Source organism: Streptomyces sp. NPDC005533 (assembly GCF_042871845.1).
Taxonomy (GTDB): Bacteria; Actinomycetota; Actinomycetes; order Streptomycetales; family Streptomycetaceae; genus Streptomyces.
This window is the reverse complement of record NZ_JBIAJH010000003.1, coordinates 1-15,332: the sequence shown is the minus strand read 5'-3', so window position 1 is coordinate 15,332 and position 15,332 is coordinate 1. Positions and strand designations below refer to the sequence as shown.

Here is a 15,332-nt window from a genome sequence, read left to right as displayed (position 1 = left end):
CCGGTGGGTAGCATCATTACGTTACCGATTGGTATGTACGAGGAACCTGTCTCCCCGAGCCTTAACGGAGCCGTCGCCATGGGGCACTACAAGTCGAATCTCCGCGACATCGAGTTCAACCTCTTCGAGGTGCTCGGCCGCGACAAGCAGTACGGCACCGGTCCGTTCGAGGAGATGGACACCGAGACCGCCAAGAGCGTCCTGTCCGAGCTCGCCCGCCTCGCCGAGAACGAGCTGGCCGAGTCCTTCGCGGACGCCGACCGCAACCCGCCGGTCTTCGACCCGGCCACCAACACCGCGCCGGTCCCGGCGTCCTTCAAGAAGAGCTACGAAGCCTTCATGGACTCGGAGTACTGGCGCCTGGGCCTGCCCGAGGAGATCGGCGGCACCACCTCGCCCCGCTCCCTCATCTGGGCCTACGCGGAGCTGCTGCTCGGCTCGAACCCGGCCATCTGGATGTACTCCTCCGGCCCGGCGTTCGCCGGCATCCTCTTCGAAGAGGGCAACGAGGCGCAGAAGAAGGTCGCCCAGATCGCCGTCGAGAAGCGCTGGGGCTCCACCATGGTCCTCACCGAGCCGGACGCCGGCTCGGACGTGGGCGCCGGCCGCACCAAGGCCGTGCAGCAGGAGGACGGCTCCTGGCACATCGAGGGCGTGAAGCGCTTCATCACGTCCGGTGAGCACGACATGGAGGAGAACATCCTCCACTACGTCCTCGCGCGCCCCGAGGGCCACGGCCCGGGCACCAAGGGCCTGTCGCTCTTCCTCGTCCCGAAGTTCCACTTCGACTGGGAGACCGGCGAGCTGGGCGAGCGCAACGGCGTCTACGCGACGAACGTCGAGCACAAGATGGGTCTCAAGGCCTCCAACACGTGCGAGATGACCTTCGGCGACCAGCACCCCGCCAAGGGCTGGCTGATCGGTGACAAGCACGACGGCATCCGCCAGATGTTCATGATCATCGAGTTCGCCCGCATGATGGTCGGCACGAAGGCCATCGCGACGCTCTCCACCGGCTACCTGAACGCGCTGGAGTACGCCAAGGAGCGCGTGCAGGGCCCGGACCTCGCGAACTTCATGGACAAGACCGCGCCCAAGGTCACCATCACGCACCACCCCGACGTGCGCCGCTCGCTCATGACGCAGAAGGCCTACGCCGAGGGCATGCGCGCCCTCGTCCTGCACACCGCGACCGTCCAGGACGAGATCCAGGTCAAGCAGGCCGCGGGCGAGGACGCCTCCGCCCTCATAGGCCTGAACGACCTGCTCCTGCCGATCGTCAAGGGCTACGGCTCCGAGAAGTCGTACGAGCAGCTCGCGCAGTCCCTGCAGACCTTCGGCGGCTCCGGGTACCTCCAGGAGTACCCGATCGAGCAGTACATCCGCGACGCCAAGATCGACACCCTCTACGAGGGCACCACGGCCATCCAGGGCCAGGACTTCTTCTTCCGGAAGATCGTCCGCGACCAGGGCGCCTCGCTGAACCTCCTCTCCGAGACGATCAAGAAGTTCCTGGCCGAGGCCGTCGGCGGCGAGGAGCTGGCCGGCGCCCGCGACGCGCTCGCCAAGGCCGCCGTGGACCTGGAGGCCATCGTCGGCCAGATGATCGTCGACCTCACCGCCACCGGCGAGGACGTCAAGAACATCTACAAGGTCGGCCAGAACACCACCCGCCTGCTGATGGCCTCCGGCGACGTGGTCGTCGGATACCTGCTGCTCCGGGGCGCCGCCGTGGCCGCCGAGAAGCTCGCGACGGCCTCCGCGAAGGACGTCCCCTTCTACACCGGCAAGATCGCCGCCGCGAAGTTCTTCGCGGCCGAGGTCCTCCCGGGCGTCTCCGTCCAGCGCGCGCTGGCCGAGGCCGTCGACAACTCCCTCATGGAGCTCGACGAAGCCGCCTTCTAGGCAGCTCGCGGGCCGCACCGGCCCGCCACACCAGTAACGCCGTGCACGCACAGCGGCCGGGACCACCGCACGGGGTCCCGGCCGCCGGCGCATGCGCCGCCTGGTCCGCCCCGGGGCCCCTGTCCTGCGGCTTTCCCCTATGTCAGTCGTTCATGGGACGCTCGTACGCATGAGTCCACAGGATCAGCACGGCAGCAGGGGGTACTCCGTCCCCACCGGGCGCCCGTACGCCCTCAAGGAGCTGCAGGCGAGCCTGGGCAGTCTCGGCGACCACCTGCGCGAGCTGTACGACGGCGCCCACCCCGCCGAGTACGACACCATCGCCGACGCGCTGTACGTGGCCTTCCAGACCGCCGCCGGACTGGCCCCCGCCAAGAGCTACACCGGCTGCTCCGAGCACCCCAACGGCGCCCTCGACCCCGAGGCGCCCGACGGCTGGGGCCGCTGCCTCATCTGCAACGACCGGCGGCGCCTCGGCCGGCGCCGGCACGGCGGCCCGCCCGCCGCCCCCGCCGGCGAACAGCGCCGCCTCGGGTACCCCGTACCGGAGGGCCCGTACACCCTCCAGGCCCTGCGCGCGTGCGTGCGCACCGTCGAGGACCAGCGCTTCCACCTGGGCCTGTCCTCGCCCGCCGAGGACTTCGTCCGCATCGCCGACGACCTCCACCGCGCCTTCATCGTCGCCCGCGAACTGTCCCGCCCGCGCAACGCCTCGGGCTGCTCCGAACACCCCGGCGCACCCATCGACCCCGACGCACCCCCCGGTGAGGCCTGTATCTTCTGCGCCGGACGCAAGAGACGCGCGCAGCGCTCCCCGCAGACCCCGGAGATGCTCCCGCGCATCCGAAGGGGCGAGCGCAGACAACTGCAGCGCCGCTTCGAGCGACCGCCGGGCTGAGAACCGACAAGGACCGCAGATCACCCACCCTGCGCACCCTGACCTCCGGCTATCCGTCGCAGTCCGGCCATGGCGAACACGACCGTCGTTAAGGTGAACCACATGAGCTCTCCCGCCCGCTTCGACCGCGGCCACACCGACGATCTGATGACCTTCCTGACGGCCAGTCCGTCGCCGTACCACGCCGTGGCCAACGCGGCCGAGCGGCTGGAGAAGGCAGGCTTCAGGCAGTTGTCGGAAACGGACGCCTGGGATGCGGGCACCGGGGGCAAGTTCGTGCTCCGCGGCGGTGCGCTCATCGCCTGGTACGTCCCCGAAGGCGCGGCCGCGCACACCCCGTTCAGGATCGTCGGCGCGCACACCGACTCCCCGAACCTGCGGGTCAAGCCGCAGCCGGACACGGGCTCCCAGGGCTGGCGGCAGATCGCCGTCGAGATCTACGGCGGCACCCTGCTCAACACCTGGCTGGACCGCGACCTCGGCCTCGCCGGCCGGCTGACCCTGCGCGACGGCAGCGAGCGCCTGGTGAACGTCGACCGCGCACTGCTGCGCGTGCCCCAACTCGCCGTGCACCTGGACCGGTCGGTCAACAGCGACGGCCTCAAGCTCGACAAGCAGCGGCACATGCAGCCGATCTGGGGCCTCGGCGACGTGCACGAGGGCGACCTGATCGCCTTCCTCGAAGAGGAAGAGGACCTGGAACAGGGCTCGGTGGCCGGCTGGGACCTGATGGTCCACTCCATCGAACCGCCCGCGTACCTCGGCCGCGACCGCGAGCTCGTGGCCGGCCCGCGCATGGACAACCTGCTGTCCGTCCACGCGGGCGTCGCGGCGCTCGCCGCGGTGTCGGCCTCCGAGAAGCTCGACCACATCCCGGTGCTCGCCGCCTTCGACCACGAGGAGAACGGCTCGCAGTCGGACACCGGCGCGGACGGCCCGCTGCTGGGCAACGTGCTGGAACGTTCAGTCTTCGCACGCGGAGGCTCGTACGAGGACCGCGCGCGGGCCTTCGCCGGCACCATCTGCCTGTCCTCGGACACCGGCCACGCCGTGCACCCCAACTACGGGGAACGGCACGACCCGACGCACCACCCGCGCGCCAACGGCGGCCCGATCCTGAAGGTCAACGTCAACCAGCGGTACGCGACGGACGGCAGCGGGCGCGCGGTGTTCGCGAGCGCCTGCGAGCGGGCCGGCGTGCCGTGGCAGACCTTCGTCTCCAACAACTCCATGCCGTGCGGCACGACCATCGGCCCGATCACGGCCGCCCGCCACGGCATCCAGACCGTCGACATCGGCGTCGCGATCCTGTCGATGCACAGCGCGCGCGAACTGTGCGGCGCCGACGACCCGTACCTCCTCGCCAACGCCCTGGTCGCCTTCCTGGAGGGCTGACCCCCCAGGAAGGCGGTACGTCACTCCGCTGCGGCCTCGTCCATCCCGGCGAGGACGAGGGGCAGCCGGGAGGCGCCGTCGGCGGTGACCCGGACGGGCACGCCCCAGTCCTGCTGGTGGACGTGGCAGGCCGGGTACTCGTTGGCCGGGTCGTCGTCGCAGGACGCCGCCATCGCGGACACGTGCAGCACGCCCTGCGTGACCTCCGGGCTCAGCACCAGCTCCCGGAACAGGTCGGTCCCGGCGCCCTCGCCCCCGGCCAGCAGCTCCGGCGGGGTCGAGGAGACGAGCAGCCGGGTGGACGGCCCGTAGCGGGTGTCGAGCTTCTGCCCGCCCGGCGCCTGGAACACCACGTCGAGCCGGAGCGTGCCGGGCGCCACCTCGGTCGCGGCACGCTGCGTACGGTGCGCCACCGACTCGACCCGTACGGCCTCCTCCGGGAGCCGCAGCCGGGTCAGCCGGTGCCGGGCCGACTCGACGACCACGATGTCGTCGCCGACCAGCACGGCGTCGCTGGGCTCGCGCAGGTCGGTGGCGAGCGTGGACACCTGCCCGGTGGCGGGGTCGTAGCGCCGCAGCGCGTGGTTGTACGTGTCGGACACCGCGACCGAGCCGTCGGGCAGCGCGGTCACCCCGAGCGGGTGCTGGAGCAGGGCCTGGGCCGCGTCCCCGTCCCGGTGCCCGAAGTCGAACAGGCCCGTGCCGACGGCCGAGGTGACGGCGTAGCCGGTGTCGGTGGGGTGGACGTACCGCAGGGCACTGGTCTCGGAGTCGGCGATCCACAGCCGGTCCCCGGCGGCCGCGAGCCCCGACGGCTGGGCGAACCAGGCCTCGGCGGCGGGCCCGTCCAGCAGTCCCTCGTTGGTGGTTCCGGCGGCGACGGCGACGGTGCCGCTCTCCGGATCCCAGGTCCACAGCTGGTGCACCCCGGCCATCGCGATCCACACCTTGCCCTGCCACCAGGCCACGTCCCACGGCGAGGACAGGTCCACCTCCAGGGCCGGGCCGGAGGTGGGCGAGCCCTGCCACCACTGGCGCCCGGTGCCGGCGACGGTCTCCACGCGGCCGGTGGCCGGGTCGTAGGTCCGCAGCGCGTGGTTGACGGTGTCGGCGACCACGACCCTGCCGTCGGGCAGCAGCGCGAGGCCCTGCGGCTCGCTGAAGGAGTCACCGCCGAAGCCGCGCTCGCCGGTGCCGACGCGGCGCACGACGCTCTCGCCGTCCGCGGCCAGCTCGACGAGCTGGTGCCGCGTGGTGTCCGACACCAGCAGGTTCCCGCTCGGCAACAGCACCGCCTTCCCGGGGAACCGCAGGTCGCTCGCGACCGGCTCCGGCGCCACGTACGGCCCGTCCCCGCGCCGCAGCGTCCCCTTGGCCTCGTGCTCGGCCTCCAGCTCCTCGACCAGCTTCGCGATGGCGTGCGCGTGCCCCTCACCGGCGTGCTGGGCGACGATGTACCCCTCGGGGTCGATCACGACGAGCGTGGGCCAGGCCCGTACGGCGTACTGCTTCCAGGTCGCGAGCTCGGGATCGTCCAGCACGGGGTGGTGCACCTCGTACCGTTCGACGGCGTCGACGACGGCGGCGTGCTCGGCCTCGTGCACGAACTTCGGCGAATGCACACCGATGATCACGACGGTGTCGCGGTGCTTCTCCTCCAGCTCGCGCAGCTCGTCGAGGACGTGCAGGCAGTTGATGCAGCAGAAGGTCCAGAAATCGACGACAACGCACTTGCCCCGCAGGTCGGCGAGGGAGAGCTCTTTGCCCCCGGTGTTCAGCCAGCCACCCTTGCCGATCAGCTCGGGGGCACGGACACGGGCACGCTTGCGGGGTGCGGGCGCAGGGGTGGGCGCCGGAGCAGCATCGTTCATCCTTCAAGCTTGCCATCCGGGTGTGAACACCGGGTCACAGGTCCGGGTGCACCCGCTACGCGTAGTCGAAGAGGGTGCTCAGGCGGGGCAGGCGGGGCGCCAGTGCGGACGTGTCGTCGAAGTCGAAGTCCCAGGCCGGGTCCAGGGGCGGGTAGCTGATCGTGAAGGAGTCCGCGGGGAGTTCGCGGCCGGTGGCGGACTCGTAGGCGCTCCAGACGATCGAGAGCGCCTCCTCGTCCCACAGTTCGTGGCCCTCGGCGGCGGCCTCGCGGACCGCCGGGTGGGCCGCCAGGGAGTCCGGGTCGGCCAGGGCCGCCTCGAAGGCCGCCCGGCCCTGGGTGAGGAGCCAGCCGCGGAAGTAGTCGAAGCCGTCGTCCGAGCAGCCGCCGTTGATCACGTAGGCCGCGGCCCAGAGCGGGCTGCGGTAGGACTCCGCCAGCAGGTCCCACAGCACCTGCTGGGCCGCGGCTATCTCGGCCGCCGGACGGGCCGCCAGCAGCTCCGCCGCCCGCCCCGCCACCTCGTCCGCCGCCGTGCCCGCGCGGGCCGTCTCGATCAACTCCCAGAACGTCTGCTTGTCCATGGCGAAAGCCTGGCACCCGGCACTGACATCAGCCGAGGAAGGAGTGGAGAGATCTTGTGAGCGATGTGACGAAGGTGTCCCGGACGTCCGCCGGGAGGAGGTCCAGGGAGAGGTACGGGTTGAGGTCCTCCAGCTCGACGAGGAGCAGCTCGCCCGACGGGGCCCGGCAGGCGTCGACGCGCTGGATGCCGTGGTCGAGGGTGTTCCAGTCGATGAAGGCGCGGGCGAAGGCCAGGTCCGCCTCGGTCGGGGCATAGCGCTCCAGCTCCCAGCGGCGGGCCGGGTCCGGGGCGTGGAGCGCGTACTGGAAGGCGTCGTCGACGAAGTAGAAGGACACCTCGTACGCGAAGTCGATGCGCGGCTGGATCAGCACGGCGCCGGCCGGGCCGTCCGGTGTCGCGGTGAAGGTGAGGCCGATGGAGTCGGCGCCCTGCTTCGGCTTGACCGCGTAGGCGGGGACCTGCGGCAGCTCCGAGAGCCTCGCCGGGTCGTCGATCGTCGGGATGACCGGGTAGCCGGCGGCCGTCAGGTCGAGGAGGTACTGCTTGCCCGCCATGTCCGCGCGCCCGGTGAGCGGGTTGTAGACCGGCGTGCCGGCGGCGAGGGCGGCGGCGCGGAAGGCGTCGTAGGCCTCCTGGTAGTGCAGGACCGGGCCGCTGTTGCGGACGACCACCGCGTCGAAGCCGAGCGGGAGGAGCGCCTCCGCGTCCGCGGGGTGGCACAGGGCCAGGTCGAAGTCGGCCCGCAGCCGGGAGGTGAGGAATATGTCCTCGTCGCAGTAGCGGCGGCCGCGCGCCGGATAGGCCAGGTCGGTCACGTAGAGGAGTGGCATGGCGGAAACCTATCGCGGGCACTGATCAGCGCATGAAATACCTCGTACGGGACAAAGTGCTGGCCATCGGGGACGACTACTGGATCGAGGACGAGGACGGGCGCCACGCCTTCCTCGTCGACGGGAAGGCGCTGCGGGTCCGGGACACGCTGGAGCTGAAGGATCCGGACGGGCGGATCCTGATCACCCTGCGGGAGAAGATGCTCAGCTTCCGCGACGCGATGACCCTGGAGCGGGACGGGCAACGGCTCGCGGTGATCCGCCGGAAGCGGTTCTCGCTGCTGCGCAACCACTTCCGCGTGACCATGGCCGAGGGCACCGAGCTCGATGTCAGCGGGCGGATCCTGGACCGGGAGTTCAAGGTCGAGTACGACGGGGAGCTGCTCGCGCTCGTCTCCCGGCAGTGGTACCGGCTCCGCGAGACGTACGCGGTGGACGTGGTCCGCGAGGACGCGGACGCGGCGCTGCTGGTCGCGGTCGCGGTGTGCGTGATCCGGATGGCGGAGAAGGAGGGGGAGGACGGGCTCGCCCAGGTGCCGGGGTGAGTACGGGCCCGCGGGGAAGTGAGCATGCGCGCTCATGCCGGCGCCGTGGGGGGAGGGTGAGGATCGGGTACGTCCCCACGGATCGGGTACGTCCCCACGGAAGGAACCCACGGTGAACCCCAGCACGTACGCGGCCCTGTACGGCCCGTGGCAGCGCGCGAAGCCCGCGCCGAAGGAGCGGCCCGCCGTCGCCGTGCTGGCGGCCCTGCTGTGGGCCGTCACCACCCTCTCGTTCGTCTGGCTGGGCGGCCTCTTCTCCATCGCGCTCCTCTGGGGCGCTGCGGCCGGGCAGCCGGTGGGCGGCCTGCTGCTGCGCCTCCTCCTGGTGCCGGTGGGCGCCGCCGCGGTACTCACCGCCGTGGGCTTCGTCCCCGCCGTCCGCCGGCTTGCCGTGTCGAGCCGGCTGCTCCTCCTGGGCGCCCTGGCCTGCCCGGCCCCCACCACCCTCGCGATCATGGTCTGGCTCCGCACCGCCTGAGCCGGGCGGCGCGGGCGAGGCGGGATCCGGAAGAGACGGCCTAGGGCCCTGTCGGCGGGTGGCCGGGCAGCGGCAGCACCAGCACGTCGTAGGCCGGGTGCGCGTCCCCGTACCGGGCCGGGCCGACCTTCCGGTAGCCCCAGGCGGCGTAGGCCGTCCGCGCGGGCGCGGCCTCGGGGGCGGGGTGCGCGGTCAGCGTGACCCGCTCGGCGTCCTGATCCGCGATCAGGAGGCGGTGCAGGGCGGCGGCGATGCCCTGCCGTCGCCAGGCGTCGCGCACGGCGAGTTCGGCCACGTTGAAGGTCCGCCGCCCGTTCTCCTCGACGAAGGCGTCGCCCGGGGGCTCCTCCAGGGCCTTCCACCACCCGGTGTCCGCGGGCAGCCGGTAGCCGTACGTGAAGCCGACGAGCTCGTCGCCGGCCCGCGCCAGGATCATCCGGAAGCCGTCCCGCGTCGACTGCCGTCCGGCGCGCACGCGGAAGTCGGCGGCGTCCCGGGGGCCCTCGCGGTACGGGGGCTCCGCGTAGACCTCCTGGTAGACGCGTACGAGCGCGTCCAGCAGCCGTGCTCCCTCCTCGGTCCGCCCGATCCGATCGATCCGCTCGTACGTCACACCCGCGGTCACGCCCGGGGTCACACGTGGCCCTCGCGGCCCAGGCGGCGGTCCTTCAGGGCCGGGAACTGGGCGCGGGTTTCGGGGACCTTGGCCGGGTCCAGGTCCACCGTGAGGACGGCCTCGCCCGGGCCGGCCTCCGCCAGGACCTCGCCCCACGGGTCCACCACCAGGCTGTGCCCGGCCTGTTCGACGCCCGCGTGGGTGCCGGCCAGCCCGCACGCCAGGACGTACGACTGGTCCTCCACGGCGCGTGCCCGGCTCAGCAGGGTCCAGTGCGCGCGGCGGCGCGCCGGCCAGCCCGCCGAGACGACCATCGTGGTGGCGCCGGCGTCGACCAGGCCGCGGAACAGCTCCGGGAAGCGCAGGTCGTAGCAGGTGGCGATGCCGAGGGTCTGTTCCGGCAGCTCCACGGTGGTCAGGGAGTCGCCCGCCGACATGAGCACCGCCTCGCCCTGGTCGAAGCCGAAGCGGTGGATCTTCCGGTAGGTGGCGGCCAGCTCGCCCGCCGGGGAGAGGACGAGAGCGGTGTTGTAGAGGGAGCCGTCGCCGGCGCGCTCCACGACCGATCCCGCGTGCAGCCAGACCCCGGCGTCGCGTGCGGCCTTGGACATGGCCTCGTAGGTCGGGCCGTCCAGGGGTTCGGCCTCGGTCTCGAACTGCTCGTAGGCGAAGGCGCCGACGGGCCACAGTTCGGGCAGCACGACGAGGTCGGAGCCTTCCTGCTCCCGTACGAGCTCGGCCACGCGGGCACGTCGGGAAGTCACCGACTCGCCCTCGTTCACTGCGATTTGGATCAGCGAGGCGCGCACACTACCACCGTCCTGGCGTTCAAGCCGTCAACTCGGGCCTACGATCGTCACACGAAAGCACTGCCGGGGTGCTCACCGGCAGCGTAGTTTTGGAAACTGAGTCCACTGCTTCCGAAAACGCGCCACTGAACAGCACCGCGAGGGGTCCCGTTGACCGTCCATCCCAGCCTTCAGCCCTATGCCGACGCGTGGACCCACTCCATCGAGGCGATATCCGAGCTGGTCCTCCCCCTGACGGAGGGCGAGTGGAACCGGGCGACGCCGTGCCCCGGCTGGTCGGTCCGTGACGTCGTGTCACACATCATCGGCATCGAGTGCGAGCAGCTCGGGGACCCGCGGCCGATCCACACGGTGGCGCGGGACCTGCGGCACGTGGTGGACGAGTTCAGCCGGTACATGGAGGTGCAGGTCGACGTGCGGCGTCACCACACCGCGCCGGAGATGACCTCGGAGCTGGAGTACACCGTCATCCGGCGCTCGCGGCAGCTGCGCAACGAGAAGCGGGATCCGGACACGATGGTGCGCGGCCCGCTGGGTGACCAGGTGACGCTGGAGCACGCGCTGCGGCTGCGCGCCTTCGACGTGTGGATCCACGAGCAGGACCTGCGGGCGGCCCTGGGCGTGCCGGGGAACTGGGACGCGCCGGGTGCCCACGTGGCGCGGGACATGCTGCTGGCCGGGCTGCCGAAGGTGGTGGCGAAGCGGGCCGGCGCGCCGGCGCACTCGGCGGTGGTCATCGACGTGCACGGCCCGCTGGAGTTCATGCGGACGGTACGGGTGGACGCCGAGGGCCGCGGCACGATCGACAAGACGCCGTCGCTGGGCCCGGCCGTGACGCTGACGCTGGACTGGGAGACGTACGTACGGCTGGCGGCGGGGCGGGTGCGGGCGCATTCCGTCGCGGACCGGGTGAAGGTGGAGGGCGACGCCGAGCTGGCGGAGGCCATCCTGACGCAGTTCGCCGTCACTCCGTAGGGAAAGACGCCTCGGCTCGGGTCGCCGAACGCTCGCCGTACGGGTCGGCCTGCGCCGCGGCGCGGCGGAACGCGGTGGGGCTGATCCCGTACGCCTCGCGGAAGGCACGGCTGAAGGCCGCGGCGTTGCCGAAGCACCAGCGGGCGGCGATGTCGTGGACGGGCCGCCCGGCCAGTTCCGGGCGGGCCAGGTCGGCCCGGCAGCGCTCCAGGCGGCGCCGCCGGACGGTGGCCGAGACGCTCTCCGACCCGTCGCGGAAGAGCAGGTACAGGCGGCGTACGGAGATGCCGTGCGCGGCGGCGATCAGGCCCGGGGTGAGCCCGGGGTCCCCCAGGTGGTCCTCGATGAAGGCGTCGATCCGCTCGCGCAGGGCGCGGGCGCGCGCCTCGGCGGGCAGTTCCCCGTAGGCGTCGACGCGCTGGGCGAGGACGGCGGCGGACAGTTCGACGGCGACCGTGCCGAGCCGCTGGAGCTCCTGCGGCGAGCAGGCGGAGCCGTGCGTGCCGAGCGAGGACAGGAACTGGGCCAGGATGGCCGCCATCCCGCTCTCCGCGCCGATGCGGTGGCCGAGCAGCGGGTCGATCCGCCCGGCGCGCAGGGGCAGCGCGTCCCTCGGGAGCTGGACGACCAAGGCGCCGAGCGTGCCCTGCCCGGCACGGCAGTCGGCCTCGAAGGGGTGGGAGGTGTCCCAGAGGATCATGTCGCCGGGGGCGAGTTCCGCTTCGACGCCGCACTGGGACATCCACATCCGGCCCCGGGTCAGCAGCGACAGCTGGTACTGCTCGGGGTCCCCGCGCCGGATGAGCGCGGGCGTGCGCCGCGACCGTACGTGCGAGTACTCGAAGGACGACACCTGTACGGCGCCCAGGTCCAGCGCGGCCGCCTCCGCCTGGAAGTCGGCGGAGCGTTCACTGGCGAGGACGAGCGGCATCAGCGAGTGGGAGACGACGTCGTTGAACCAGTCGAACCGCTCCCCCTCCGACACGGTGGTGGCGGACAGCTTCGTCCACATTCCTGCGGTTCCTCCTCCTGCTGCCGCTCCCTCCCGGGACCGCGGCCCTACGCTCCCTCGCGCCCTGCGGCGTCCGGAAGGGGACACGCGCGGGACACCCGCTCCGGTTCCGCTTCCCGCGCCAGTGCGCGGCGGCGCAGCCGGAGGATCTGGGAGACGCCCAGCGCTTCGAGGACGAACACCGTGGAGAAGGCGATGCGGTAGTTGTCGCCGGTGGCGTCGAGCAGCACGCCCACGGTGAGCAGGGTGGTCATCGACGCGATGAAACCCCCCATGTTCGTGATCCCGGAGGCGGTGCCCTGGCGCTGCGCCGGATTGGCCGGGCGGGCGAAGTCGAAGCCGATCATCGATGCCGGGCCGCAGCTGCCGAGGACCAGGCACAGGGTGATCAGCAGCCACATCGGCGCCCTGTCCCCCGGGTAGGCGAGGACGGCCGCCCAGAGGAGGGCCGTGAGGCCGACGGTGCCCAGCGCGAGCGGGATCCGCGCGGACTGGCGGCGGCCGACGACCTGGCCGTAGACCAGCCCGAGCGCCATGTTGGAGGCGACCACCAGCGTCAGCAGTCCGCCCGCGGTGGTCCGCGACAGCCCCTGCGCCTCGACGAGGAAGGGCATGCCCCACAGCAGCAGGAACACCATCGCCGGGAACTGCGTCGTGAAGTGCACCCACAGGCCGAGGCGGGTGCCGGGTTCGGCCCAGGACTCGCGGATCTGGCGGCGCACGAACCCACCGGATCCGCCGGATCCGCCGGATCCGCCGGACGTGCCGGACGTGCCGGACGTGCCGGACGTGCCGGAACCGCCGGACGTGCCGGCCGCGCGCTGCACCGGCGCCGGACCGTGCCCCTCCGGGTGGTCCCGCAGGAACAGCACCAACGGCACCAGGACGACCACCCCGGCCACCGCGCTCCCCGCGAAGGCCGCGGTCCAGCCGACGCCGTGCAGGACGGGGGCGAGGACGAGCGTGGAGACGAGGTTGCCGGCCATGCCGACCAGCCCGGCGAGCTGCGCCATCAGCGGCGCGCGCCGGGCCGGGAACCACCGGGTGCCGAGCCGCAGTACCGAGATGAAGGTCATCGCGTCGCCGCAGCCGAGCAGGGCCCGCGCGGCGAGCGCCATCCCGTAGGAGGGGGAGAGGGCGAAGCCGAGCTGGCCGACGGTGAAGAGCACCGCGCCCAGGGTCAGCACCTTCTTGGTGCCGAGCCGGTCGACCATCAGGCCCACGGGTATCTGCATGCCCGCGTAGACGAGCAGTTGGAGGAGGGAGAAGGTGGCCAGCGCCGAGGCGTTGACGTGGAAGCGGTCGGCGGCGTCGAGACCGGCCACGCCCAGGCTGGTACGGAAGATCACCGCCACGAAGTAGACGGCGACGCCGATCGACCAGACGGCGACGGCCCGGCTGCCGCCGGGAGGGTCCTGGACCGGCTGCGGTGCGAGCGCCGGCGCGCTCCCGGGCCCGCTCCCGGGCCCGGCCCCCTGCACGGTCACCCCGGCGGTCACCGGCCCGGCCCCCGGACCAGTGCCCCGACCCGACCGATGTGCCCGCGGACCACCGCGGCGGCCGTCTCGGCGTCCCCGGCCCGCAACGCGTCCAGGATCTCGGCGTGCTCGGCCAGAGTGCGCTCCAGCCGGTCGGGGTGGGCGTGCAGCAGGGCCACGCCCATCCGCAGCTGCCGGTCGCGGAGCTGGTCGTAGAGCCGGCACAGGATCTGGTTCCCGGCGCTGCGCACGATCTCGGCGTGGAAGCCGCGGTCGGCGGCCGTCAGGGCGGCGAGGTCGCCCCCGGCGGCGTGCCGGCGCTGTTCCTCCAGCAGGGCCGCGAGCCGGTCCAGCAGACCGGGCGGCGCCGGTACGGCCCTGCGTACGGTGAACTCCTCGACCAGCAGCCGGGTTTCGAGCACATCCGTGATCTCCTGCGCGGAGACCGGCAGCACCAGCGCGCCCTTCTTCGGGTACAGCTTCAGCAGCCCCTCGGTCTCCAGACGCAGCAGCGCCTCGCGGACCGGGGTGCGGGACACCCCGACGGTCTCGGCGAGTTCGCCCTCGGTGAGGAGGGTGCCGCCTTCGTAGCGGCGGTCGAGGACCCCCTGCTTGACGTGCCGGTAGACGCGTTCGGCGGCTGTGGGCGCGGCGGTCGGGGCGGGCGGGGCGGCGGACGGCATGCGCACAGGATAGATACATGAAGGGTGCACCGGACTCCCCGTCCGGGATGTGGACCCGCGCCCCGCGCCGGTGCATCGAAGGATGTAGCCGGGCTTCGTCCACCCGCAGGACGTACCGGGACCCGCGCGCCGGGACGCTGAAGTCATGGCCCCCACGACCCTCGTCGCCCCCCGGGTGACCGCGACCCGGCTCCCCCTCCTCGACGTCCTGCGCGGCGCCGCCATCCTCGGCACCCTCATGACCAACGTCTGGATCTTCGCCTCCCCCGGCTCGGAGTGGAGCGTGCTCCAGGGCACGCTCGGAGCGCCCGACCCGATCGCGGACCCCTCCGCGGCGAACGTCGCCGAGACCGTGTTCCGGTTCCTGGCCGACGGGAAGTTCCTGTCCCTGCTGACCGTCCTGTTCGGGGTCGGCCTGGCCATCCAGTACGACTCCGCCGCGCGCCGCGGCGAGCCGTGGCCCGGCCGCTACCCGCGGCGGGCCGCGTTCCTCTTCCTGGAGGGCACGGTCCACTTCGTCCTCGTCTTCGCCTGGGACGTGCTGATGGGGTACGCCGTGACCGCCCTGCTGGTGGCCTGGCTGCTGGCCCGCTCCGAGAAGGTGCGGCGGGTGGCGATGTGGACCGCGGGCGGGCTGCACCTGGCCCTCGTCGGCCTCGTGACGCTGGGGGAACTCGCCGGTCCGCACCCCGGGCCCGAGGCCCCCGACCCCGAGGCGGTCCGGCTCTACGCCCACGGCGGCTGGTCCGACCAGATCGCCTTCCGGCTCGACCACGCCCTCGTCCTGCGCATCGAGCCCGTCTTCTCCTTCGGTCTGCTGCTCTTCCTCTTCCTCCTCGGCGTCCGGCTGTACCGCGCCGGCGCCTTCGCGCCGACCGCCGGCGGGCACCGGATCCGCGTCCGGATGGCCGCCTGGGGCCTCGGCGCCGGCCTGCCGCTGGGCGCCGCGGCCCTGCTCGGCGGATCCGACTTCTTCTTCCTGGGCCGCTACGGCACCCCCCCCCCGTTATCTTTTTCGCGGTCCTGCAATGGGGCCGCTGGCCTCCGGGCCCGGTATGACTGTGTCCCCTCTGTCGAACGGATGACCTGGGGGGTGGTGCCGCCGGGCCCGGAAGGTGTCGTCACAGACGCTGATGAGAGACCCGACCACCGCCCGATCCGGCGCAATGCCGGACAGCCTGCGGGCGGCAGGTCTGCATAACGTGGATGCGCGAGCACGACACCGTTACCGCGGCCAGCACGGTCAACGTGC

Annotated in this window: 15 protein-coding genes; 7 read left to right on the top strand and 8 right to left on the bottom strand. The window is 72.3% G+C overall.

Annotated features, from left to right (window positions below; genetic code table 11):
* The first annotated feature begins 78 nt into the window (after nt 1-78).
* The 3 genes from ACFYP3_RS03635 (at nt 79) to ACFYP3_RS03625 (ending at nt 4,198) form a co-directional block, all read left to right on the top strand.
* Nucleotides 79-1,905 (top strand): acyl-CoA dehydrogenase, encoded by a 1,827-nt coding sequence (locus tag ACFYP3_RS03635; RefSeq protein WP_376612198.1) that lies wholly within the window; start codon nt 79-81, stop codon nt 1,903-1,905.
* A gap of 169 nt (nt 1,906-2,074) precedes the next feature.
* Complete coding sequence (locus tag ACFYP3_RS03630; protein WP_030718667.1) at nt 2,075-2,803, top strand: hypothetical protein; 729 nt, start codon at nt 2,075-2,077, stop codon at nt 2,801-2,803.
* A gap of 102 nt (nt 2,804-2,905) precedes the next feature.
* Complete coding sequence (locus ACFYP3_RS03625; RefSeq protein ID WP_388826147.1) at nt 2,906-4,198, top strand: M18 family aminopeptidase; 1,293 nt, start codon at nt 2,906-2,908, stop codon at nt 4,196-4,198.
* A 20-nt stretch (nt 4,199-4,218) separates the two neighbouring features.
* On the opposite strand, the gene ACFYP3_RS03620 is transcribed toward ACFYP3_RS03625, so the two are convergent.
* The 3 genes from ACFYP3_RS03620 to ACFYP3_RS03610 are packed head-to-tail and all read right to left on the bottom strand — an operon-like array spanning nt 4,219 to nt 7,484.
* Nucleotides 4,219-6,069: an NHL domain-containing thioredoxin family protein gene (locus ACFYP3_RS03620; protein WP_388826144.1), complete on the bottom strand. Its 1,851-nt coding sequence runs from the start codon at nt 6,067-6,069 to the stop codon at nt 4,219-4,221.
* Nucleotides 6,070-6,124: 55 nt separating this feature from the next.
* Nucleotides 6,125-6,652, bottom strand: coding sequence for a DUF4240 domain-containing protein (locus ACFYP3_RS03615; protein ID WP_388826141.1), 528 nt, complete (start codon nt 6,650-6,652; stop codon nt 6,125-6,127).
* Between the two features lie 28 nt (nt 6,653-6,680).
* Nucleotides 6,681-7,484 (bottom strand): hypothetical protein, encoded by an 804-nt coding sequence (locus ACFYP3_RS03610; protein ID WP_388826138.1) that lies wholly within the window; start codon nt 7,482-7,484, stop codon nt 6,681-6,683.
* Between the two features lie 32 nt (nt 7,485-7,516).
* Here ACFYP3_RS03610 and ACFYP3_RS03605 point away from each other — a divergent pair, with 32 nt between their 5' ends.
* Nucleotides 7,517-8,029, top strand: coding sequence for an LURP-one-related/scramblase family protein (locus ACFYP3_RS03605; protein WP_388826135.1), 513 nt, complete (start codon nt 7,517-7,519; stop codon nt 8,027-8,029).
* 112 nt (nt 8,030-8,141) lie between these two features.
* A complete protein-coding gene (locus ACFYP3_RS03600; RefSeq protein WP_388826132.1) occupies nt 8,142-8,507 on the top strand; it encodes a hypothetical protein in 366 nt (121 codons plus the stop codon).
* A gap of 40 nt (nt 8,508-8,547) precedes the next feature.
* Here the strand turns inward: ACFYP3_RS03600 and ACFYP3_RS03595 are convergent, their stop codons facing one another.
* Together ACFYP3_RS03595 and ACFYP3_RS03590 are read right to left on the bottom strand one after the other, a co-directional pair.
* Nucleotides 8,548-9,132: a GNAT family N-acetyltransferase gene (locus ACFYP3_RS03595; RefSeq protein WP_388826129.1), complete on the bottom strand. Its 585-nt coding sequence runs from the start codon at nt 9,130-9,132 to the stop codon at nt 8,548-8,550.
* 8 nt (nt 9,133-9,140) lie between these two features.
* Nucleotides 9,141-9,932: a carbon-nitrogen family hydrolase gene (locus ACFYP3_RS03590; protein ID WP_388826126.1), complete on the bottom strand. Its 792-nt coding sequence runs from the start codon at nt 9,930-9,932 to the stop codon at nt 9,141-9,143.
* A 150-nt stretch (nt 9,933-10,082) separates the two neighbouring features.
* Between ACFYP3_RS03590 and ACFYP3_RS03585 the strand changes: the two genes are divergently transcribed.
* Nucleotides 10,083-10,907, top strand: a complete 825-nt coding sequence (locus ACFYP3_RS03585; RefSeq protein ID WP_388826123.1) for a maleylpyruvate isomerase family mycothiol-dependent enzyme — start codon at nt 10,083-10,085, stop codon at nt 10,905-10,907.
* On the opposite strand, the gene ACFYP3_RS03580 is transcribed toward ACFYP3_RS03585, so the two are convergent.
* From ACFYP3_RS03580 to ACFYP3_RS03570, 3 genes are all read right to left on the bottom strand, one after another.
* Nucleotides 10,897-11,919: a helix-turn-helix domain-containing protein gene (locus ACFYP3_RS03580; protein WP_388826120.1), complete on the bottom strand. Its 1,023-nt coding sequence runs from the start codon at nt 11,917-11,919 to the stop codon at nt 10,897-10,899. The two genes, ACFYP3_RS03585 and ACFYP3_RS03580, sit on opposite strands and share 11 nt — an antisense overlap.
* A gap of 47 nt (nt 11,920-11,966) precedes the next feature.
* A complete protein-coding gene (locus ACFYP3_RS03575) occupies nt 11,967-13,295 on the bottom strand; it encodes a nitrate/nitrite transporter (protein ID WP_388826866.1) in 1,329 nt (442 codons plus the stop codon).
* 119 nt (nt 13,296-13,414) lie between these two features.
* Complete coding sequence (locus tag ACFYP3_RS03570; RefSeq protein ID WP_388826117.1) at nt 13,415-14,080, bottom strand: GntR family transcriptional regulator; 666 nt, start codon at nt 14,078-14,080, stop codon at nt 13,415-13,417.
* Nucleotides 14,081-14,225: 145 nt separating this feature from the next.
* Between ACFYP3_RS03570 and ACFYP3_RS03565 the strand changes: the two genes are divergently transcribed.
* Nucleotides 14,226-15,281: a DUF418 domain-containing protein gene (locus ACFYP3_RS03565; protein WP_388826114.1), complete on the top strand. Its 1,056-nt coding sequence runs from the start codon at nt 14,226-14,228 to the stop codon at nt 15,279-15,281.
* Nucleotides 15,282-15,332: the final 51 nt, after the last annotated feature.